The following is a 22,038-nucleotide window of genomic DNA, read 5'->3' on the forward strand; positions in this document are numbered from 1 at the left end:
GCCTAAGCTTTATGGATTGATTGATACCTTGCTCTAAACCGCAATAAGCCCATCCGGCTTAGCCATAAGACCTGAAAGAGGAAGCCCTAATGTCCATTCAGACTGATCTACAGAATTGCATCGAGGACATGATCGACGACTCACGCGGCATACTGGCCGCCGATGAAAGCTCGCCCACCATCGCCAAACGTTTCGCTAGTATCGGGGCAGAGTCTACCGAAGAGATGCGCCGCCAGTACCGCAGCCTGTTGCTCTCGACCGATGGTCTGGGGGAGTATATTTGTGGCGTTATTCTGTTTGAGGAAACCCTGGCACAGAGCACCAATAATGGACAATCCTTGCCGCAGCTGGCCTGGTCGAACAGGATCGTCCCAGGTATCAAGGTCGACAAAGGGCTGGGAGATCTGCCCGGCGCGCCGGGGGATAAAATTACCTTTGGCCTGGATGGACTCGCCGAGCGCCTTGTCGGCTACAAGGAACAGGGCGCACGTTTTGCCAAATGGCGTGAACTCTACCCCATCACATCGCACAACCCGACTCCGCTTGGGCTGAGCGCCAACGCCGAAATGCTGGCCCGTTATGCTGCGCAATGCCAGGCGCTGGGTGTAGTGCCCATTGTAGAACCTGAGGTTTTGATGGACGGGGAGCATGATATCAACCGCTGCCATGTCGTGACCGAAAAAGTACTGCGTTCGGTGTTCGAGGCGCTGGCACGGCACCGGGTGCAACTGGAACTCATGATACTAAAACCCAATATGGTACTGTCCGGCAAGAGTTGCCCGCAGCAGGCGGGCACAGACGAAGTGGCCGAGCGCACGCTGCAGGTGTTGAAGCGCACCGTGCCGGCCGCCGTACCCAGCATTAACTTCCTTTCTGGGGGGATGACGCCGGAGCAGGCGACGGAAAACCTCAACAGTCTGAATCAGGGCCAGGCTCCCTGGCAGCTCAGCACCTCTTACGGCCGCGCCTTACAGGAACCCGCACTGAAAGCCTGGGGAGGTTCCAGCAACAACGGTGCCGCTTGCCAGGCCGCGTTATTAAAAAGGGCCCGTTTGAATAGTCTGGCTCGTCAGGGGAAATACGACTCATCCATGGAATAAGCCTCCCCCCCCAACCAGGCAACCAGGCAACCAGGCAACCAGGCAACCAGGCAACCAATCAGCCTACCAAACAACCAAGCAAGCGCTTGCTTTAAATCCTTGGTCGCCGTTACCATGAGGCTTCCGCCTTTTCTTTTGGAGATTTCCACCATGGCTATACCTGCCGCCCTTGCCGACCACCTTAGCCTGCCTCTGGTCTGCGCTCCCATGTTTCTGGTATCCGGCAGCGCGCTGGTCAAAGCCACCTGCCAACAGGGTGTAATCGGAACCTTCCCGGCACTGAATCTGCGCACCAGTGAGGCCTTTGAAGAACAGCTTATCGACATCAACCAGGCGCTGACCACAGCCCGCGAACAACAACCCGATGCCAGGATCGCGCCTTACGGGGTCAACCTGATTGTTCACGGCACTAACCCCCGCTTGCAGGCCGACCTGGCGCTGTGCGTAAAGCATAAAGTGCCTCTGGTGATCACCTCTCTGGGCGCGGTAAAAGAGGTGGTGGATGCCGTGCACAGCTATGGCGGCCTGGTCTTTCACGATGTCACCAACCGCCGCCACGCACAGAAGGCTGCCGAGGCCGGGGTCGACGGGATCATCGCGGTCGCTGGCGGTGCCGGTGGGCATGCGGGCACCCAGAACCCTTTCTCATTAATTGGTGAAATACGGCAGTTTTTCCAGGGCACCCTGCTGCTCGCAGGCGCCCTGTCTCGCGGGGACGATATTCTGGCCGCGCAATCCATGGGGGCCGATCTCGCCTACATGGGTACGCGCTTTATCAATACGCAAGAGTCACTGGCGGATGCCGCCTACAAAACCATGGTCATTGATTCCGGTGCCGCCGATATTATCCATACCCCTGCCGTGTCGGGAATTCCTGCCAGTTTTATGCGCCAGAGTCTGGAGCAGGCCGGTTACGATATGGAGCGCCTCAATAACCCGGGTGATATCAACTACGGTGAAAAGCTCAAGCCCGTTGATGACGAAGCCAAAGCCTGGAAAACGGTCTGGTCAGCCGGTCATGGCGTCGCCAATATCGCCGACAGCCCAAGCGCCGGAGCACTCTGCGCCAGACTTAAACAGGAATACCGCACCGCTCACCAACAACTGCTCGATAGCAGCCAAGCCTTTGTGGGCTAACAACCGGTTTCTTTAACAGGGATACCGGCAATGGACCGAAAAAGAGCGTCAGGGTTACCTGCCGCTCTTTTCTGCCTGCAAACCGACCAGCATCAGTTGATTTTTTGTTCAACTGACACCAGAATCGTAAAACAAACATAATAATGCAGCATAAATACTCCCTATGCAGGATTTTGGTGAAGCCTTTCAGTTAGCGTTTTCTTTGGCATTGTCGGCCGATCCTGACCTGCTGGAGATCATCGGACTGTCTCTCCAGGTCAGCCTTAGTGCCGTGCTGATCTCCTGCTTGCTTGGAATGCCCATCGGCGCCCTGATTGCCACCAGCCGTTTCAAGGGACGCACTTTGCTCCTGGTTCTGATCAACGCCCTGATGGGCTTGCCTCCCGTGGTGGTTGGCCTGTTGGTGTATCTGATGCTGTCCAATGCCGGCCCCTTGGGCGCGTTCCAGTTGCTGTATACCCCAACGGCGATGATCATCGCCCAGACCCTGCTGATTACCCCCATTGTTGCCGCCCTTTCCCGTGAAGTGATCGAACAGCTTAATCAGGATTACGCCGAACAGTTCCTGTCTTGGGGGGTACCCAGGACGACCGCCATCTCAGCCCTGATCCAGGATGCCCGTTACAGCCTGATCACGGTTGCCCTGGCAGGTTTTGGTCGGGCGATTGCGGAGGTGGGCGCCGTTATTATGGTCGGGGGCAATATCAATCATCTGACCCGGGTGATGACCACCGCGATCGCACTGGAAACCTCCAAAGGCGATCTGGCATTGGCGCTGGCACTGGGGATGGTGCTGATCGTAATCGCCCTTAGCGTCAATGCCCTGGTAATGATGCTGCGTCTGAGTGCTACCCGGCAAGCCTATGCTTGATGCCATCTTGCCCATCAACGACCTGGAAACAGCCGATGACCTGCTACCCGGCGAGGCCTGCAATCTGAACTACCAGATACGCGACAAAGTGTTGCTACAGGAGATCAACCTGAAAATTGAGGGTCGGGGCACCAGTATTATTATGGGGGCTAACGGAGCGGGAAAAAGTCTGCTGCTGCGCCTGCTGCATGGCATGATTGTTCCCAGTAGCGGTGTCGTTCGCTGGGGCGGCGAAGCCCTGAGCCCGGCTCGACGTCGGCGTCAGGCCATGGTGTTTCAACAACCGGTGTTGCTGCGCCGCTCGGTCGCCGCCAACATTCGTTTCGTGCTAAAGCTGGATAAGCTGCCGCTCAAGCGGCAGGCCCTGCGAGCTCGTATTCACAACATCCTTGCCAGCGTGGGTCTCGAAAACCAGGCCGAACAACCAGCACGGCTGTTATCCGGCGGCGAACAACAGCGCCTGGCGCTGGCCCGCGCCCTGGCCTTAAAACCGGAGGTGCTGTTTCTTGATGAGCCTACCGCCAGCCTGGATCCGGCCTCCATCGCAGCCATCGAAACCATTGTTCAACGCTGTGCCGACCAGGGCATGCGCATTCTCTTTGTCACCCACGACATCGGACAGGCCAAACGCCTCGCCGATGATATTATCTTTCTGGATCAGGGTCGCATTACCGAACACACCGATGCAAACCGATTTTTTCAACACCCCCAATCGCAAGCGGCACAGGATTATCTGGCCGGACGTCTGCGCTTCTAATACAACCCATGCACAAGGGAGAACTCCATGAATCGCTTTTTATCTCGAACGACCATGATGCTGATGACGATGCTTGCGATGATCAGCCACAGCGCCATCGCAGAGAATGCGATTATCGTGCAATCCACTACCTCCACCGCCAACTCGGGCCTGTACGATGCCTTGTTACCTCAATTTACCGAGCGTACTGGTATTGTGGTTAATGTAGTAGCGGTCGGTACCGGACAGGCAATCAAGAACGCGATGAACGGTGATGGTGATGTGCTTCTGGTGCACGCCAAACCCGCTGAAGAGAAATTTGTTGCCGATGGCTATGGGGTCAAACGTTTTGACCTCATGTATAACGATTTTATCATTGTGGGCCCCACCACCGACCCGGCCCAGATTGCCGGGGGCAAGGACGCGGTTATCGCACTTAAAAAAATAGCTGATAAAAAGTCACTTTTTGTCTCCCGTGGTGACAACTCCGGCACCCATAAAAAGGAAAGCGCTCTCTGGCGCGCCACCAGCATCAACATTACCCAGCACAGTGGCACCTGGTATCGGGAAACCGGCTCAGGCATGGGCGCAACGCTCAATTCGGCCGCTGGCATGGGCGCTTACACCCTGACTGACCGAGCCACCTGGATCAGTTTTAAAAACAAAGGCAATCTCGCCATTCTGATTGAAGGCGATAAAGAGCTGTTCAACCAATACGGTGTCACACTGATTAATCCCGAAAAACATTCGCGGGTAAAGGTCAAGGCAGGACAAGCGTTTATCGACTGGCTCACCGGTCCGGAAGGTCAGAAGGCCATCGACGACTACCAGCTGGGAGGGCAGCAGCTGTTTTTTGCCAACGCGAGAAAATAAACACCAGCGAGACAACCGTTAAGATCGCAAAGAGATGATGGTGAAAATTCTGGCCAAAAAACGCCAGCCCTGACGCAATTAGCGCTTGTGATCTGCGGCTAAACGTACGATGATTTTGCTCACCACAATAACAACAAAGGCTCGCGTTAGCGGGCCTGGCGATCTCCCCAAATGCTTCATACCACCTTTTGCAGCCCACGCCTGTTTGCCTGTCTCGGACTGTTTTTTACCTCTTTGTTGTTAACGGCTTGTAACTCGGATTCATCCCCCGATACCCTGCTGATTAACGGCAACATATTAACGGTCGATGAAGCCGACAGAGTGGTTGAGGCAATCGCCCTGAGCGACAATCTTATTACCGCCGTCGGTAGCCAGGAGGAGATGTTGGCGCTGGCATCCGACGATACCGAGATTATCGACCTTAACGGCCAGACTCTGATTCCCGGTTTTGTTGCGGCCCACGAACACCCTACCCTGACCGCCGTGTTCTCCGGGTTGGTCGACCTCAGCGGGTTTAATAATGATTCCGCAGCCGATATGTGGTCACGCCTGCAGCAGGAGATCGACAACACCCCCAAAGGTGAGTGGGTATTTGCTATGGGGCTCGATCCAATTCTTATGCCCGATCTGAAAATGCCGGATAGAGCCTTTCTCGACCAGATCGCGCCGGATAACCCACTGCTGATCATTGCGCAGTCCATGCATTCGTTCTGGGCCAACTCTCAGGCCTTCGAGGCCGTGGGTATTGATCGTAATACGCCCGATCCCGGACATGGCAGTTATTATGGCCGGGATGCCAACGGCGAGCTTAACGGCTTTATGTCCGAGTCGGCGGTGGACCCTTTTATGGAACCCTTGAAGTCGCCTCTGCGGGTAATCAACCGCTACGAACTGGCCCTGCAGAGTCTGCTCGAATCCGGCATCACCAGCGTCGCCTCACTGGGTTTTAATGTGCCTCCCCTGCTGGCGCGTTACGCGGCTTCCGATCAGTTTCAGGCCCGTATTCGACAGTTTGTCTACCTGCGCCAGGAAGAGATTGACATGCTGCCCGATAGCCCCGATAACGGCGATGATTTTTATCGCATTCTGGGTGTCAAGCTGTGGCACGATGGCTCCCCCTACACCGGTTCCATGTACCTGTCCAAGCCATATCTGACCAATAAGACCACCGCCATGATGGGCATTCCTCCCGGCCATCGGGGAGAACCGGTGATTGATGCTTCCACGTTTAAACAGAGTCTGCGTCAATACAGCGATCAGGGCTGGCAGCTGGCAGTGCACAGCCAGGGGGATCTCTCCAACGAATGGTCAGCCCAAGCCTTTGAAGAGGTGCTGGGAACCGACGCCAAAGAGCGGCGTCACCGCTTTGAACACGGTGTACTGCTGCCCAAAAGGCTGCTGGATCAATTCGCCAGGCTGGGGCTGACCCCCAGCTTTCATATCAACCACATCTATTATTATGGCGACGCCCTGCGCGACAAGATTCTCGGACCAATGTGGGCGCAGCAGGTGCTACCGGTAAAGGCCGCTTTTGAACGGGGTCTGCGCCCCAGCCTGCACGCCGACACCCCTATGTTTCCTGCCAATCCGCTTAGCCTGATGCAAACCGCCGTCACGCGCAAAACCAGCAGCGGACAAACCCTTGGCCTGGACCAGGCCATCACACCGCAGCAGGCACTGCGCGCCGTCACCATCAATGCCGCCTGGCAGCTGCATATGGAGGACAAGATCGGCAGTATCGAAGTGGGCAAGCAGGCCGACCTGACGTTGCTCAGCGCCAATCCGTATCAGTTACCTGCCGAGCAATGGAGCAAGATCAAGGTTCAACAGGTATGGCTAGCGGGCCAAACCAGACTGACCGAGTGATACCTGTCAGGGAAGCCGACAAGTCTGCTTCCTTATGAGTACCGAACAAAAAACACTATAAAGCCACTATCACCACGGCTGACTCAGCTCACCCGAAATTTTTACCGTTAAGAGACCTCTGCATCATTCAGTTTTAGCGTTGCAAAAGTGATAGTGGCTGAAAGGCTTTGACGTCATCGCATTATTCAGAGCTGTTCTATACTCACCTCATAACTGTTTTAAGGTGGGTTCTATGAGTATTCGTAAAAAAATTCTACTAACTACGATTTGCGCCCTGCTGCTTTCACTATCGATGGTTATCCTGGTCGCCAACTCCCTGACGGGAGATTCCATAAAAGAACGCCTGGATACCGTTGAAATTCCCGCCACCCTCAACTCCGTCGCCGAGGGCATCAATAATAATCTCGCGGTACCGATTACCGTGTCTCGCAACATAGCCAGCAACCCCACTCTTCAACAATTCATCAAACAAGAGGATGACAGCAAACAGTTTGCTGAACACAGAGATTACCTGGCTGCGTTGAAGCAGGAATACAATGCGATCGCGGCCTTTTATATCTCTATTGCCGGTGGTAATTACTACACCGACCAGGGATATTTTAAAACCCTGGACCCATCCAACTCTCGGGACAGCTGGTTTTATAACTTTGTCAAATCCGGCAAAACCTATGAACTTTCCCTTGATATAAATGAGAGCACCTCCGAAGCGACATTGTTTATTAACTACCTGGTGAAGCCCGGCAATGAGGCGCTGGCAGTTGCAGGCATTGGGCTACCCATATCTGAAATTACGGAAATGATCCAACAATACAGCATCGGCGATTCGGGTTACGCCTATCTGGTCGATGCCAGAGGCAACATCAAACTGCACCGGGACCAGGCGCTGGCGGGCAAATCAATATCGGATAGCAAAAACCTGCAGATCGACAAGCTCCTCGACCCAAAAGCGATCCAGATACAGCATATTAACAGCGATCAGGGCGAGGTGATCCTGGCCGCAAAATATTTACCCTTACTGGATTGGTATGTGATCATCGAACTCCCCGCCAAGGAAATATATGGTGGTATCGGTCGAATTTCCGTGCTCTTGATAAGCGTCGGCGCAGTCATCGCTCTGGTTTTTATTGTGCTCACCGGATGGCTGATCAATACCCTGTTATCACCCCTTGAACAGGTAGCCGTAATGCTCGAGGACATAGCTACTGGCGGTGGCGATCTCACCAAACGTCTTGTCGTTGCTCACAACGACGAGGTAGGCCGCCTGTCAAAAGGATACAACCAATTCGTCGAATCGCTCGAGAAATTACTTCTTCAGGTGCGCGAGAGCAGCCTTGTCCTGTTTAATTTGGTCGAATCGGTGGATGGGCAGATGAATAAAATCCATGCCGATGTCGATCGACAACAGAGCCAAACCGATCAGGTTGCGACCGCGATACAGGAAATGGGGCATACGGTACAGGAGATTGCGAAAAACGCAGGTGCCGCCGCCGAGAGCGCCAGCAAAGCCGATACGGATGTGAGCCAGGGTAACGAATCGGTCAATCAAACCATCACAAAAGTTAATGCGATGAGCGATCAGATTCAAAAATCATCTACTTCAGTTCAACAGCTTGCTGACAACACCGCCGCCATAGACACCGTACTTGAGGTCATCAGCGGCGTCTCTGAACAAACTAATTTACTGGCCCTAAATGCTGCCATCGAAGCCGCTCGCGCCGGTGAACAGGGGCGCGGATTTGCCGTGGTGGCCGACGAAGTTCGTTCGTTGGCCAAACGCAGCCAGGAATCTACGGAAGAGATACGTACCATTATCGACAAGTTGCAACAAAGCTCTCAGGAAACCGTTTCCTCGATGGAACAAGGTTTACAAATCAGCCAGGAAACGCAAACGGTTGCATCGAAGTCTGGCGAGCGTCTTACCGAGATTGCTCAGGCTATCGACGCCATGAATTCAATGAATACTCAAATAGCAACGGCCACAGAAGAACAGTCCAGTGTTGTGGAGGAAGTCACCTCCTTTATTACCGGTATAGCCGATATTGCCCTGGCCAATGCGGAACATTCCGGGCTTGCAAAACAGGATTGCGACAAGCTTCGCTCGCAGGCTGACAAACTGAGAGAATTAGTTTCCCAGTTTAATATCAGTAACTGACCGGATCGAACGGCCATCCAGAGGTCAGGGCAACTCTGATTCATTCGAATAATCTGCGGCTTGCAACGAATTCAACTTCAGGGCGCGCCTTTGCAGTAAAATCGAGACCTTACTGCAAAGGCGTCATCAAGTGACTGAATTCACCCGAAAGCTCCGCAACAGACTATCTGTATGAATCAGATTTCAGAGCCTCCTTAACCTGAGCGTACAGAAAAGATATCAGGGGCTCACCGGATCCGCATCTGCCTCTTTCTTCGCTGGCTGCTCCGATTCTTTTTCCGGTATGGGAGAGAAGTACCCCATACCGACCAGCAAGCTGCCTACCACCAGGAAGGAGACAATGCGCTCGATGGTACCGCTGGCTCCCAGATCCACCATCACCATCTTCACCAGCACGATGCCGACCAGTGCGCCCCCTATCTTCCAGGGAGTACGCCACCCCATCCGTGATGACGCCAACATTACCAGCGAGCCCAATATGGCCCAGAGGATCGACAGGGAGATCTGCACACGAATATCCTGCAATAAGTCATCCAGCTGATAGGGGATGTCGAAGCTATGGTGCAAGGCGCGCAGCAGGACGCTGTTGATCCAGATAAAGCCCAGCCCTGCCATGGCAGCCAACAAGCCATCGGGCATCACATCCCGGCGCCGAAGGTCGCTCAACAAGCGCAGTGCAAACCACCAATACAACAGCTGTAAAAATTCCAGCGGATTGATCAGCGGCGTATAGCGCATGGGCAAACTTTCACCGTTGTTGAGCAGACACATACCCAGGAACCAAAGCACCGCCAGCATACCCAGAACCGCGACTACATTCATACGCAACGACTCACCAAAGCGTTGCAAGGCCCCCACATTAAAGCGATAGATCATCACCATCACGACCAGTGGAATAATGGCGATCATGCTGCCTTGCCAACCCTGCCCGATAGCAACCTCAGTGTTGCTCGCAAACTCGGCAAAGCGCCAATCCAGCTCTATCGATAACACTGCCACCAGGGTTAACAACCAGGCCAGATACAACAGCGCCATCGTTTCCTCTTTCAGGCTTCCGGCTTCGAGCTGATACAAAATAAAATAGCTCAGAGCAAATGCCGCCAACCAGAACAGCGTATCGGGCACAAACAACGCATGGCCATTCAGCGCCACGCCAGCCACCGCCAACAAAGCCAAGGCGGGAATCAGTAGTGCCGCACCAAGTTCGGCGGGTCGCCACTGCCATCGACGCTGAATGCTGAGGAACATCCCCGCCCAGGCCGTAGCGCAAAAGAGCAGCAGATACCCCACCACCCGGTATTGGTCGAGATATTGCTCAATCTGCACACTGGCGCTGCCAAGCCACCACAACAGCCCCCAGACAAAAAACAGGGAATGACATTGGGCTAGCCATGAATCAGGTACAGTTTGCCTCAGCTTGTATAGCAGCCAGGCACTCAACAGGCCGGCCAACGCGATCAAGACTCCTCCCATAAACGCCGGATTCAGGAACGCGTTGTCACCAATATCCCGCGCACTGGTTGCGAGGAATAAAACTCCGGCACCCAACTGCAAGGCCGCCGCAAAGTATTGCGTGTACTGCCGCTGCTGCTTAATCGCCACCCACAAAATAGCAGCAGCTTCCAAGGTCCAGGTTGCCGTGGTCCAGAAACCATCTAACGCATAAGGCACCGCCAGGGTCAGAAATACCACCCCGATCGCCAGCATAGATTCCGCCAGCAAACGAAAACTGCTACCCGCCCGCCCCCAGAACAAAGCCGCAAGCGCCAGGTAATAGGCACCAAAGGCAGCGGCGCTGATGGCAATACCATATTCCAGGGTATGCACCAGCGCAGCCTGAAAGCCAAAGGCCAACATGGGGGTGCCAAACACCAGCGTACCATCCACATAGCCCCGTAGCTTAAGCGGTTGCCGGAACGCGTAGAGCACGCCAATAATGCTGTACAACAGGAAGTACAGTATTAGGAACAGTTCGGTATTGAGTAACAGGTCATCATGGTAATTTCGGTGGAACCAGAGCCCGAACACCCCAAAGGTGAAGAACAGTCCGATCAGGTTCAGCGCTCGCCAGGTTTTATGCCAGGCAATGGCCAACACCACCAGGTCCAATGCCAGGTAATAGCTGAATAAACCAATATAGTTGCCGCTGTTGGAGGCGGTTAGCAGGGGCGCCAGAAAACCACCGACAATGCCGGCAATCGCCAAGGCCCGGGAGTCCTGTTTAATAGCCAGCAAAGCGGTTATCAGAGATAACAGCCCCATCAAAACAAAAGCCTGCCCGGACGATAACAGGGGTTGCAGCTGAAAGGCGGCAAATATTGTGATGTAACTGATACCAATGCCAGCGCCCTGCAACAATAAGGCATAAGCCGGTTTGCTCTGTCGCAACCGCCAGCCCAGCCCCAATAACCCCAAACCGCCCAAAGCAGCTCCCAGGAACCGAACTTCCATCGAGAGATTAGAGTTTTCGGCCGCGTACTTAAGCAGGAAAGCGACACCAAAAAATAACACCAGAATACCGATACGCACGAACAGATTGCCATCGGAAAAATAGTTCGTGATCAACCCCACCAGTTGGTCTGCCAGGGAGGGTTGCCCTGTTCCAGGGCGATGACGGGATGGCGTCTGGGCACGAGCTTTGACCGGTGCCGGCTTGATATGACGTCCACTCCAGGGGTCAACCTCAGTGTCAGCTTGCTCGACAGACTCTGCTGAAATAGGCTGACCGGTCATTGAAGGTTGAGAAGACGGATTGCTCTGAACAGGCACCGCACTCACCGGTGAATCCGCCATCGCCGGGGCAGCAACGGGTTCTGGCAAGGGCTCAGGGCGGGAAGCACCAGAAGGCGAGGCTTCTGTAAGACGAGCAGTTTCTGGAGACTCAGTATCCAGGTCTAGATCGAGCTCGATATCCAGCTCTATATCATTGAGGCTCTCATCTTGCTGAGCGGCGCTATTGATTGACTGGTTCGATGGCTCGAAAGCCTCCTGCGCCTCTCGCAAAGCATCACGCAGGCGCGCCACTTCTGATTCGACCGCTCGCATCTTTTGCGTGAAATGGTAATAAAAGCAACCAAGCCCCACCACCAGACCGAGCACCATGGCCGAACGAAATCCCTCTATCAGGTAAGCTGCCAAGACAACAGCAAGGGTCAATAAAACTGGCATAATAATCCTTTATCTAACGGCATAACCCTTAACAACACGAGGGCGAGATGTCTCGATGATACCGAAGATGTGACTTCAAGCCAGCATCAGCCCTTGAGAAGAGCTATTAGACCAGTGAATGGCGGCGACTGTATAGGACGGGTTAGCGTTTTTGGCAAAACCAACGCTGTTAACAAATGGCACGAGTGCATGAAGAGTTGAAATGCTCGCCCGATAGAAAACAATCCAATTGTTATGCTTTTCGATTTCTATAGCTAATCTTGATGAGCGAATAACAACCGCCCAGAGCCAAAATAATCACACCTAAGCCTACGATTGCCAAAGGCTCATATTTTTCCAGATCAAGCAAAATTACTTTTCTCGAAACAGCGATCACGGCAACCAGCAAAACCACTTCAGCATGTATAACATTATCCTTAAAATACATCTCAACGGTTTCTATTAACTCAAAACCGATCAGAATAATAAAAAAGAAGCTGAATATTTTGAACAACTCATCTATTTCAAGAAACAGCACATCATCGGTAGGATCAAACAGGTCCTGATAAAGCAGTATTCCAAGCTCAATAATTGATATTACGACAATGAGCATCATTAGAATCAGAACAATGAAAGACATCCATTTTTTAACGACATGAACGACCGAAATTGCTTTTTTCATATCTTGATCCACCCGATAGAACCTCTATGGACGTATGTCACAAAGTACTGTATTCAGCAGAAAACACCCTATCGAATATTGGGATGCAGCGCAAACCAGGGTCTCACGCTAACACTCAACAAAAAAGGCATCTGATTTAAGTAGCACGTATTGAAACTATTAGAATTTAGTATAGCCATGTTTGTCACTAACAGGACAGCATGAACAAACACAGACTTTGTCACTTTCTTATGCTATCCGAATTGCCAGCCCCGCCCACCTTAAAATCCAATGAAAAAAGACCGGCCTGCACCCAGAAGTTCACCTGCTAGCTGAAATCGAAGGACTACTTATAGGCCAAAATAAGATTTCAAGCCCTCAAGCGTATTGGCGGTTGCCACAGACGCAAGAATCAACCCCATTACTCGGCTAATAGCACTGGCGCCACTATTGCCAATAAAGCGCTGTATCAAGCCAGCTCCCAACATCAGAAACAGTGCCACCACTAATACCGAAAGCAAAACGATCACGACCTGGAATTGCTCCACTATGGTGTACTTTGAATTCTCGGTCAGTAAAACCGCGGCTAACATCGCACCAGGGCTGGCAAGCGAAGGAACGGCTAATGGAAAAATAGCGGTTTCTTTTAAGTTCTTTACCAGTTTTATCTCCTGTTCCGGTTTGCTTTCACCGAACAGCATTGTGAGGGCAAACAAAAACAACACAATACCACCCGCAATCTGAAAGGCGGACAGCGGTATCTTCATGGCAGTCAAAATAAGCTCTCCGGCAACCACAAAGAATACCAGGATCCCTGCAGCGGCCAACGCGGCAATTAATGCAATTTTCTTCTTGGAGCTTTGATCGTGATGAGCTGTGAGCGCAATAAAAACAGGGATTGTTCCGATAGGGTCTATCACCGCAAAGAAGACGATAAAGGTTGACAGGTAATCGATCATGGTGATTTCTCTTTATCACAACAACAGGGATAAACAATAGTTTAATCGATTCAATATCCTACAACATTTCAGAAAACCTTAACCAATAATTATATAACGAACAATCCCGTAGACATAAAGAAGCGAGAACATAATATTAATATACTTAAGCTGTCGTTCCGTATGAAGCCAGGCGCAATACACCCAGATCAAACAAAACGGCAAGCTTACAAACATGGAGAACGGATACCAGTCTTGCACTATGGATATAGTACTGATAACCCCTAACACAAGCGCAACCCACTTGAGTTCTTGCTCGTAATCAGAAAGACATTTTTCAGCCATTAGGCTCCATCCCTCAATTAGCATTGCGTATAAAAAATCTCGATCATGACATTTCTAATAAATAGCTTTCCATCTAGAGTCTAATGACTGATGAATAGCTCCATGCAGTAAAACCCCAGGGTCTCCCGCATAAAACCGGAGATTTAACAACGCACAACACTGCGCGACAGCGTTAATAGCGGTCGTCAATTATAACCAAGCTCTAATTTATTGATTTGATAATCTTGTTGCGAATAATTTCAACGGAATCCCTATTATTCCCTGCAACAGATACAATAAGTTTACTCGCACTGTGAGATATGGCTATACACTTAACCACAACCCTATTTGATTTCACATTACCGTAGATGCCGTACTGATTTTCTACTTGATTTTCAAGAGATAATGACTGAAGAACATATGAGCTTTGAATTTCACAGGCTTCTTTCGATTTATTTAAATCTTTGATCCATGACCATAACTCCGGCGGTTTTTCACTAGACCAGGAAAATGATGACCCCAAAACAAATACCATTGCTACCCATTTCATTCTTATCTCTCCTTAATACTATCGCTCACAACATAGGACAATCTGTAACCTAGTAGATGCTTTATCCCGCTGGTGATTCTTGACAGGGTTAGTTACCAACGAGGGTATACCTGTCGCCCCGCAGACGACTGTATTTCTTTATACAGGATAAAGAAATACAGTAAGGCAACTCTCAACTATTGATGGTCTTCGCTGCATTAGAACATCCTCGTTCGTTAAAGCATGCCCACTGGATCTTCCTACTGGTTCACTGCGCAGAATTGATACCTAAACCCTCAGCTAAAACAGAATACTCCCCTCTAAACCGACAAACACTTCCGCCCCTAATGCCCCAAATACCGATCAATCAGGTGCGACAGCAACTCATTTAACTGGTCTTCCAGCTCTTCCAGGTTCTCCTGAAAATGCGCCAAATAGCGGCTGGCCTGATCATGGCTCAGGCTTTTATCCGCAATACGATATTCGTTTTCTGGCAAGGATTTATCCCGGCGTGGAACAATCGAAAAGCGGATAAAATCAGGGCTGATCTGCTCGAACTCTTGCTGGGCCACCACACAAAACTCGTCGATATGGCTTTCACCTTCGGGGCCAAGACAGCCGGGTTCCACTCGGAACAACAGGGTCAGTTTTTTATTTTGAGGCACTGAGTCCATGACACTCCCTTAACCTTCACTACAGCGTAACAATAGATAGAGATATCGAATAAAGATAAAGCATCGCGTTTTAAGTGGTCTGTTCATTCAACCGACAAAACAGCTCACGGCCAAACCACCTGTAAGTGTAGCGGTTATTGTTGCTTGGAGATCCATATTGCCAGCTTATGGCGCATGGATTGTATGGAAACCTGGTCTTCGGGAAGGGGTTGGATCAGCTTGTCGTGAACCAGCAGACGGTAGATGTACTCGACTTTGACACTGGCCGAGTCGGTCGCTTCGAACATAGCGGCGCCACGTGCTTCGGCGTATTTGATGCCGACAATGATGGCTCGCTTGACCAGTTCGGTTTCATTCTTCAGTTTCTTCATATCCCCTCCCGTCGGCAGCAGCAAACGGCTCAATAGGTCAGCCGGCTCGAATTACAGAGTAGCACTAAAACAGGGCGGGAAAACACTGCAGCGGGTGCCGGTGTTACCGGCACCCCATCACCGGAAGGAATTACCCGTAATGGGCATCCGTCAGCTCGGCTACAGTTGCATCGGAGATGCTGGATTGCGCCGACAGCCATTGCTCAACGGCTTTACGATCTTCTTCTGTGGTCGACTGGTAACGCTCGCTGGAGACTACATAACCTTCGAAGCTCTCCTCGCTACCACCGCCAATCACCAACAGATCGCGCTGAGCCATCAGGTCCGCCAGGCCATCAAACAGGTCGTCAAATTCGGACTCCTCCTTGAGGTTAATGCGGCAGGTAAATTCAAAGCCCATCACGGCAAATTCACCCAGATACAATTTCTTGCGCAGACGCTTACTTCTCTTTTTGTCGTTTTGCATAGTCGACCCATACCTTTATTACAGTGAGCGGCACTTGGCACCGCATGATTGCTGCCACTGCTTGGAAACCACAGTGGCGTGAATAATCTACAGCCTGGTTATTAAATAGCGGTTAAACCGCCCGAACTCAGGAACGCCCCCAGGGAGAGGGGCGCGGCGCCTTGCCAGCACTCGCGGGTTTGGCCTTGCTGGCAGGCGATTTTCGGGAGGTATTGCTGCCCTTACTCGCTTTAGCAGGTGCTGCCTTGGCTCCTTTGGCCGGATTGCGACTGGCCGAAACTCCTGGCTTGGCCCCGGTTCTGGGCTTCTTGGTAGCCACACGACGCTTACTCGACGTCGGCTTGCGCGGCACATTGCGTTTTTGCTTGAATGTTTTGCGCACCACGGTCTTGATCGCTTTTTTGCCCGCAATACCCAATTCGCTGGCCGACGACAGATCCACCGGCTGCTCTTCACCGTTGTCGTAAAAGGGCAACGGTTCGATGGTCATGGGACGCTTCAACAGTTGCTCAATACCTTCCAGCCACTTGTGCTCGCTACCACTGAGCAGCGACATGGCTCGACCCTCGGCGCCGGCTCGACCACTGCGGCCAATGCGGTGCACGTAGTCCTGGGCGATACGCGGCAAGTCGTAATTAATCACCAGTGGTAGCTCGGCAATATCCAGACCGCGAGCGGCAATATCGGTCGCGACCAGTACACGAACATCACCGCGTTTAAAGGCGTCGAGGGTGCGTGTGCGCAGGATCTGGCTTTTGTTGCTGTGGATGGCGGCAGCGGCGATGCCCTCCTGAACCAGGTAATCGACCAGATCGTCGGCGCTTTTCTTGGTGCGAATAAACACCAGCGCTCGGGGCCAACGGCCCTCCTCGATCAGGTAGCGCACGGTATCGGGTTTATCATCCCAATCCACCGCGTACACCGATTGTTGAACCAATTCAGCGGCGCTGTTTGCCGGGCTGACCTCGACACGAACGGGATCGTTTAACAGTCCTTTCGATAACTCAATCACGGCCGGCGCGAAGGTAGCGGAAAACAGCAGGTTTTGCCGCTGGGCGGGCAACTGGTCAATGATTTTCTGCACGGCATCGATAAAGCCAAGGTCCAGCATACGGTCGGCTTCATCGAGCACCAGGGTCTCGACGCAGGCCAAACTCAATGCCTTGTTATGCAGCAAGTCCAACAGGCGACCCGGCGTTGCCACCAGAATATCCACTCCGCGCCGCAACTGCTCAACCTGAGGCTCCATCGGCACCCCACCATGAACCACCAGGGACGATACACTGAGCCCTGCGCCGTAGGCGCCCACCCGTTCGGCTACCTGAGCGGCCAGTTCACGAGTGGGTGCCAGAATCAGGGCTCGCACGCCATTGCTGTGCGCAGCCGATTCTGCCAAACGGTGCAGAATGGGCAGCGCGAAGCTGGCCGTTTTACCGGTACCGGTCTGGGCGGCGGCCAGCAGGTCCTTACCCTTAAGAATAGAAGGAATGGCTTTTTGCTGGACCGGTGACGGGGTCGCATAACCCTGGTCATTCAAAGCCTGAATAAGGGGTGCGCAAAGTCCCAGAGAGGAGAAGGCTGTCATTGGAAGTTACTCGATGAACGCCGGCTCCAACTGAGGGAGCGGGCCGGGAGGTATAAAGGCCGCAAGCATACCCGAAACTCCCCGGTGGGTCGACCGTTGCGGCGGTTTCGAACCCGTTGTCTCAGCAGCCTCCAAGCCACTGGCACCGCCACTCAATAAAAAGCCCGTAAACAGGGACTGGCAGGGGTATTCAACCCACCGATTGCCCGAGTCAATACTTATAGCGAAGGGCTATAAATTTCCAGAATTTCAGTCGTTTTATTGCAAAACAGAGAACACAAAACCGACTAAAATTATCTGCAATCTGTAACACCCACGAATGACTTTCAAAGCCATTCGGGTGTTCAGGCAACACTGGTTTTCGGACAGCTCCGATGACTTCGGACGAATTCTGGTTTTCGGACCAATCAAGCAGAGTTGCCTTATTCATGGACCGAACAGATCAGCAAGGAGACCGCTATGAATGCTTTTTATCAATGGATCATTACTCTCACAGGTATCATCCTGATGACGTTCAGCCCTTCGGGTATAGCGGCGAGCCATTCAGATCATCAGGCACCGAACTTTTCCCAACAGGAACTGCAGTCGATGTTACCGCCCTCCCCACCCTGGGATGGAGCCAGCACCCGGTTTATCGTCGATCCGGAACACCTGTGGGCCACTCCGGCCGAGGCCAGCGATTTTCAGGAGCTGGCGACCTATCCGCAACTGGTGGAATGGCTGCACCGCCTGGCCAGCGCGTCCCCCGATATTGAATTGGTGTCCCTGCATCAGTTTCCCAGCGGCGAGCATCTGTGGCTCGTGGTCGCTTCCCGAGAGACCGATAAAAAGCCCGCCAGCCTCAAGGCCAGTGGCAAGCCCACCCTGCTTGTCCAGGCCGGTATTCACCCGGGAGAGTCTATGGGAGTACAGGCCGGGCTTATGTTTTTACGGGACCTGAGCGTTCGGGATACTCAACGCGACCTTCTTAAAAAAGCCAACTTCCTCTTCGTTCCGGTACTGAATGTGTCGGGTTATCTGTCGCAAAGCCCTCACGGCAGAATCAACCAGCACGGCCCCAACACCAGTGGTAATCGGGCCAACAATCGTTGGTTAAACCTGAATCGGGACTTCGGCAAGCTGGATACACAAGAGGTTCGTGCCATGGTGGATATCATGAATCATTGGCAACCCGACTTCTTTGTCGATGCCCACTCAACCAATGGGCAAAACTATCAATACGATGTCACCTGGTGCGACAACGGTGCCAGCGGATTAAGCCCGCATCAATACCGCTGGATGAGAAAACACCTGCAACCTGCAATGGAAAAGAAACTAAAAAAACTGGGCCATATTCCAGGACCCTGTATCGATGCCAACGATGCGATGAAACCCGAAGCCGGCTTCTACCCTTATCTGTCCGATGGTGCCGCTTACTCAAACAACTACGCCGATCACCGGCACCTGCCCGCCTATCTGCTTGAGATTCATTCCTTGAAACCCTTCAAGCAACGGGTTTTAGGCGCGTACAGTTTTTACCAATCCCTTCTGGATACTTTGGGTAAAAAAGGCATGGAACTGAGAGCCAAAGCCAAGCAGGATCGCCAGGCGCGCATAGACCCCGTGCCAGTCACCTGGGATTACGATGATCCGGCCCCGCAAGCGGAATTTAAAAGCTTCGAATATCAGGTGGTAAAAAATCCATCCGTGGGCATTGAGCAAATTATCTGGAGCGACACAGTAGCTAACCTGCAGGTCGAAAAATCAGTACGCTCCACACCACTCAATCCCATTAAGCGACCCAGGGCCTATTACATTCCCTCCAGTTGGCATGAGGTGATCAGGCGCCTGAAAGCTCACGGCATACACACCGAAACCCTGACCGAAGAGGTGACTCGAGAGGTAGTCCGCTATCGCATGACCCACTTTGAAATTACCAACCCAAATCGAGAAGGTCGGGCAACCGCGAACGCCACGCCGGTACCGGAAAACCACCGGGTCACCTATCGCAAAGGCGATGTTCGGGTGAATACCGATCAACCTCTGGGTAACCTTGCCATCGCGCTGCTGGAACCTACCGGCGAATCCAGCTTTTTCTACTGGGGCTTTTTCAACTCTCAAATGACCACCCACGCTTACGGCGCAAACTACATTGTGACGCCCTACGCCGAACGTATGCTGGCATCGGACCCTGATCTGAAAAAAGCCTATGAAGAGCAGCAAGCGCAAGATCCTGATTTCATTAAAGACAGCGGCGCGGTGATCAACTGGTTTTTTGAGCGCATGCCATTTTATGAAGAGGAGGCCTTTCTGCTACCCATCGGCATTGAGCACTTTTAAACGATAACAGGACTCAAAATTAACACTGCAAAGAAATAAAAGATAAGCCATTTATAACCAATAAATCAGTTATTTATGGCTTACAACGGTTAGTCGAATCAAATTAAATGGGGTGTGCAATAATTGCTCGACATCTTGATATGTATCATGCTCCAATCCGCAACTTTGTACTAAAGTCTGAGACTTGGCTCACATAGACTTCCGTTGATCGAATCCAATAGCCGCCTGTAAATAGACAAGGATTGCATTTACTGCGAATAACTCTAACCCCTTGTTATCTAGTAGGTTTAGCTGTGATTAACCGACTGACCATTGCTCAAAAATTTATTCTTATCTCGTTGATTTTGTTATCAACCATGATCGTCATGACCACCTTGACGTCGGTTCACCTGACGAACATGCGAGGTAACATTCACCGTATAGAAAACATCAACTTACCTATCACCAAGGTGGTGGCTTCCATTTCAAACAACCAGCTTCAACAAGCCATTCTGTTTGAAAAAGCCAATAACTACGCGTTTGAAATGGAGATAGACCCCGACATTCAGCTCGAGTTTGACAAGGCAGTTGCCACGCTGGAAACCATTACCAAAGATTCCATAAAGCAACTAAAAGCTCTCGACAAACTGACCACCGAAGCAAATAACGATACAGCAAACATCAGCGACCAGGAGCAACTTAAAACCCTCAACCGGCATGTTAAGGAAGCCTTGGGCCAATACAGCCTGTGGACATCCCATGTCTCCGATGTTCTGAACAGCCTGAAAGAGTTTGATTTTCAAAGCGCTACCGCTTCTAGCGATAAAGTGATCGCCGAGGAGCCGGCCCTGGAAGAGAAACTGCATAGCATTTTAGTCGAAGTCGATAACTTTACCGACTCCTCCATTGCCGGGCTAGACAGTGAAAGCTCCAGCATTATCAGGGAGGGTATCCTGTTTATCATAGTCGCTTTTATAGCTGCTGGTGCGCTGCTGTTTTTTAACGTCAAATCGATTTCTCAGGATATTCGAAAGGTCAGATATTCCATCTCCAGAATGGGAAAGGGCGACCTTAATACCTACCCTATCGATAAAAACACGGGTAAAGATCTCAAAGTGATGCTGGATGATCTAGAGGATTTAAGAACCCAGCTGTCGACAATCATCAGCACTATTGTTGAAGAAAGTTCATCCGTCTCCGATTCAGCGCAAACGATGAATAAACTCGCCAACAACTCATTGGCCACCATTGAAAAAGAGCGTGCCGAGATCAACCTGCTGGCGATTGCCCTGAAGCAGATGGAGTCCTCTTCCAGTGAAATATCCCACAATGCGGAAAGCACCCAGGACGCGGGCAGAAAGGTTATTCAATTCTCACAAAGCAGTCAGGCTGATATGAATAACGCCGTCAATTCAATGGAAAAGCTGAACCAAAGCCTGAGACAAAGTGCCCAGCGGATTACCACCCTGGAAGAACAAGGCAACAACATCGGAACCGTACTGGATGTGATCAAAAGCATTGCCGACCAGACCAATCTGTTGGCGCTGAATGCCGCCATTGAGGCTGCCCGTGCCGGCGAGCAGGGTCGCGGATTTGCCGTCGTCGCCGATGAAGTTCGTACATTGGCCAAACGTACTCAGGACTCAACCAGCGAAATTGAAGAGATGATTGGCTCCTTCAAAAGCGAAACCAATGGTGCGGTAAACGCCATGAAAGAGAGCCAGGAATTTGCCCAAACCATGATGGATGCCGCGCAAACCTCCAAGAACAATCTGTTTGAAATTGGCGCATCCATGGAAAACGTCGATGAAGTGACCCAACTAACAGCCAGCTCGGCCGAACAGCAAACCAGCGTAATTCAGGAAGTAAACCGAAATATTGAATCGGTTAATAGCCTGGCGACAGACAACGTTAACGCTTCCAGCAAGGTCTCCAATGAAAGCCAAAACATGGAAGATATCTCCAAACGCCTGGTTGCTTCTGTGTCGTTTTTTAAAACTTCCGGATAATATCCGGCCTACAACAAAACGCCCGAGTATTGTTTTAAAGCGATACTCGGGTGTGCAAATTCTAGGGCACCTCTGATTAATTCAGATGAACTCTGGCTTTCAGGCGAATTCAGAATCGCGACGCGCCTTTGCAGTAAGGTCGAGACCTTTCAAAAAGGCGTAACAAAGAGGCTGGATTCGCCCGAAAGCCCCGTAGGGCGGTCCTTAAAATGGTTTTTCTCGGTGTTGAAGCCCTTGTCCAGGTCTCGACATGAACGGCGAGCTTCGCCTTGATAAAAACCATTTTTAGGATCCGCAGAGA

At 51.8% G+C, this 22,038-nt stretch carries 17 protein-coding genes; 9 read left to right on the top strand and 8 right to left on the bottom strand.

Going from position 1 to position 22,038, the window contains the following annotated elements:
* Nucleotides 1-89 precede the first annotated feature (89 nt).
* From MIB40_RS14190 to MIB40_RS14220, 7 genes are all read left to right on the top strand, one after another.
* Complete coding sequence (locus tag MIB40_RS14190) at nucleotides 90-1,100, top strand: class I fructose-bisphosphate aldolase (protein ID WP_249695491.1); 1,011 nt, start codon at nucleotides 90-92, stop codon at nucleotides 1,098-1,100.
* Nucleotides 1,101-1,250: 150 nt separating this feature from the next.
* Nucleotides 1,251-2,237, top strand: a complete 987-nt coding sequence (locus tag MIB40_RS14195; protein ID WP_249695493.1) for an NAD(P)H-dependent flavin oxidoreductase — start codon at nucleotides 1,251-1,253, stop codon at nucleotides 2,235-2,237.
* Nucleotides 2,238-2,400: 163 nt separating this feature from the next.
* The gene (locus tag MIB40_RS14200) at nucleotides 2,401-3,108 is read left to right on the top strand and encodes an ABC transporter permease (RefSeq protein ID WP_249695494.1); all 708 of its coding nucleotides are present in this window, start codon (nucleotides 2,401-2,403) and stop codon (nucleotides 3,106-3,108) included.
* Nucleotides 3,101-3,865: an ATP-binding cassette domain-containing protein gene (locus tag MIB40_RS14205; protein WP_249695497.1), complete on the top strand. Its 765-nt coding sequence runs from the start codon at nucleotides 3,101-3,103 to the stop codon at nucleotides 3,863-3,865. Before MIB40_RS14200 ends, MIB40_RS14205 begins: the two co-directional genes overlap by 8 nt.
* A 27-nt stretch (nucleotides 3,866-3,892) precedes the next feature.
* Complete coding sequence (locus MIB40_RS14210; protein ID WP_249695498.1) at nucleotides 3,893-4,717, top strand: substrate-binding domain-containing protein; 825 nt, start codon at nucleotides 3,893-3,895, stop codon at nucleotides 4,715-4,717.
* A gap of 171 nt (nucleotides 4,718-4,888) precedes the next feature.
* Nucleotides 4,889-6,583, top strand: a complete 1,695-nt coding sequence (locus MIB40_RS14215; protein ID WP_249695499.1) for an amidohydrolase — start codon at nucleotides 4,889-4,891, stop codon at nucleotides 6,581-6,583.
* Nucleotides 6,584-6,815: 232 nt separating this feature from the next.
* The gene (locus MIB40_RS14220; protein WP_249695501.1) at nucleotides 6,816-8,735 is read left to right on the top strand and encodes a methyl-accepting chemotaxis protein; all 1,920 of its coding nucleotides are present in this window, start codon (nucleotides 6,816-6,818) and stop codon (nucleotides 8,733-8,735) included.
* A gap of 219 nt (nucleotides 8,736-8,954) precedes the next feature.
* Here MIB40_RS14220 and MIB40_RS14225 read toward each other — a convergent pair whose 3' ends face one another.
* The 8 genes from MIB40_RS14225 to MIB40_RS14260 form a co-directional block, all read right to left on the bottom strand.
* Entirely contained in the window at nucleotides 8,955-11,903 is a 2,949-nt protein-coding gene (locus MIB40_RS14225) for a DUF2339 domain-containing protein (protein ID WP_249695503.1), read from the bottom strand.
* A 232-nt stretch (nucleotides 11,904-12,135) separates the two neighbouring features.
* On the bottom strand, nucleotides 12,136-12,564 hold the full coding sequence (locus MIB40_RS14230) for a phosphate-starvation-inducible PsiE family protein (protein ID WP_249695506.1): 429 nt from the start codon (nucleotides 12,562-12,564) through the stop codon (nucleotides 12,136-12,138).
* Between the two features lie 329 nt (nucleotides 12,565-12,893).
* On the bottom strand, nucleotides 12,894-13,502 hold the full coding sequence (locus tag MIB40_RS14235) for a MarC family protein (RefSeq protein WP_249695507.1): 609 nt from the start codon (nucleotides 13,500-13,502) through the stop codon (nucleotides 12,894-12,896).
* A gap of 526 nt (nucleotides 13,503-14,028) precedes the next feature.
* Nucleotides 14,029-14,355, bottom strand: coding sequence for a hypothetical protein (locus MIB40_RS14240; protein ID WP_249695510.1), 327 nt, complete (start codon nucleotides 14,353-14,355; stop codon nucleotides 14,029-14,031).
* 323 nt (nucleotides 14,356-14,678) lie between these two features.
* Nucleotides 14,679-15,008 carry a hypothetical protein gene (locus MIB40_RS14245; protein ID WP_249695513.1) on the bottom strand — a complete coding sequence of 110 codons (330 nt, stop codon included), beginning with the start codon at nucleotides 15,006-15,008 and terminating at the stop codon, nucleotides 14,679-14,681.
* A 134-nt stretch (nucleotides 15,009-15,142) separates the two neighbouring features.
* Entirely contained in the window at nucleotides 15,143-15,379 is a 237-nt protein-coding gene (locus MIB40_RS14250) for a DUF5062 family protein (protein WP_249695514.1), read from the bottom strand.
* Nucleotides 15,380-15,509: 130 nt separating this feature from the next.
* The gene (locus MIB40_RS14255; protein ID WP_249695517.1) at nucleotides 15,510-15,845 is read right to left on the bottom strand and encodes a 50S ribosome-binding protein YggL; all 336 of its coding nucleotides are present in this window, start codon (nucleotides 15,843-15,845) and stop codon (nucleotides 15,510-15,512) included.
* A gap of 127 nt (nucleotides 15,846-15,972) precedes the next feature.
* A complete protein-coding gene (locus tag MIB40_RS14260) occupies nucleotides 15,973-17,430 on the bottom strand; it encodes a DEAD/DEAH box helicase (RefSeq protein WP_249695518.1) in 1,458 nt (485 codons plus the stop codon).
* A 459-nt stretch (nucleotides 17,431-17,889) separates the two neighbouring features.
* Here MIB40_RS14260 and MIB40_RS14265 point away from each other — a divergent pair, with 459 nt between their 5' ends.
* Complete coding sequence (locus MIB40_RS14265) at nucleotides 17,890-19,749, top strand: M14 family metallopeptidase (RefSeq protein WP_249695520.1); 1,860 nt, start codon at nucleotides 17,890-17,892, stop codon at nucleotides 19,747-19,749.
* A 293-nt stretch (nucleotides 19,750-20,042) separates the two neighbouring features.
* Nucleotides 20,043-21,737, top strand: a complete 1,695-nt coding sequence (locus tag MIB40_RS19760; protein ID WP_249695522.1) for a methyl-accepting chemotaxis protein — start codon at nucleotides 20,043-20,045, stop codon at nucleotides 21,735-21,737.
* The last annotated feature ends 301 nt before the right edge of the window (nucleotides 21,738-22,038 follow it).

It is taken from the genome of Aestuariirhabdus haliotis, assembly GCF_023509475.1.
Lineage (GTDB): Bacteria > Pseudomonadota > Gammaproteobacteria > Pseudomonadales > Aestuariirhabdaceae > Aestuariirhabdus > Aestuariirhabdus haliotis.

What these genes read in the sequence shown, in the direction of transcription:
- MIB40_RS14260 (WP_249695518.1), bottom strand. Translation starts at nt 17,430, where the DNA reads ATGACAGCCTTCTCCTCTCTGGGACTTTGCGCACCCCTTATTCAGGCT.
- MIB40_RS14210 (WP_249695498.1), top strand. Translation starts at nt 3,893, where the DNA reads ATGAATCGCTTTTTATCTCGAACGACCATGATGCTGATGACGATGCTT.
- MIB40_RS14190 (WP_249695491.1), top strand. Translation starts at nt 90, where the DNA reads ATGTCCATTCAGACTGATCTACAGAATTGCATCGAGGACATGATCGAC.
- MIB40_RS14215 (WP_249695499.1), top strand. Translation starts at nt 4,889, where the DNA reads ATGCTTCATACCACCTTTTGCAGCCCACGCCTGTTTGCCTGTCTCGGA.
- MIB40_RS14250 (WP_249695514.1), bottom strand. Translation starts at nt 15,379, where the DNA reads ATGAAGAAACTGAAGAATGAAACCGAACTGGTCAAGCGAGCCATCATT.
- MIB40_RS14255 (WP_249695517.1), bottom strand. Translation starts at nt 15,845, where the DNA reads ATGCAAAACGACAAAAAGAGAAGTAAGCGTCTGCGCAAGAAATTGTAT.
- MIB40_RS14235 (WP_249695507.1), bottom strand. Translation starts at nt 13,502, where the DNA reads ATGATCGATTACCTGTCAACCTTTATCGTCTTCTTTGCGGTGATAGAC.
- MIB40_RS14195 (WP_249695493.1), top strand. Translation starts at nt 1,251, where the DNA reads ATGGCTATACCTGCCGCCCTTGCCGACCACCTTAGCCTGCCTCTGGTC.
- MIB40_RS14245 (WP_249695513.1), bottom strand. Translation starts at nt 15,008, where the DNA reads ATGGACTCAGTGCCTCAAAATAAAAAACTGACCCTGTTGTTCCGAGTG.
- MIB40_RS14265 (WP_249695520.1), top strand. Translation starts at nt 17,890, where the DNA reads ATGAATGCTTTTTATCAATGGATCATTACTCTCACAGGTATCATCCTG.
- MIB40_RS14220 (WP_249695501.1), top strand. Translation starts at nt 6,816, where the DNA reads ATGAGTATTCGTAAAAAAATTCTACTAACTACGATTTGCGCCCTGCTG.
- MIB40_RS14205 (WP_249695497.1), top strand. Translation starts at nt 3,101, where the DNA reads ATGCTTGATGCCATCTTGCCCATCAACGACCTGGAAACAGCCGATGAC.
- MIB40_RS14240 (WP_249695510.1), bottom strand. Translation starts at nt 14,355, where the DNA reads ATGAAATGGGTAGCAATGGTATTTGTTTTGGGGTCATCATTTTCCTGG.
- MIB40_RS14230 (WP_249695506.1), bottom strand. Translation starts at nt 12,564, where the DNA reads ATGAAAAAAGCAATTTCGGTCGTTCATGTCGTTAAAAAATGGATGTCT.
- MIB40_RS14225 (WP_249695503.1), bottom strand. Translation starts at nt 11,903, where the DNA reads ATGCCAGTTTTATTGACCCTTGCTGTTGTCTTGGCAGCTTACCTGATA.
- MIB40_RS14200 (WP_249695494.1), top strand. Translation starts at nt 2,401, where the DNA reads ATGCAGGATTTTGGTGAAGCCTTTCAGTTAGCGTTTTCTTTGGCATTG.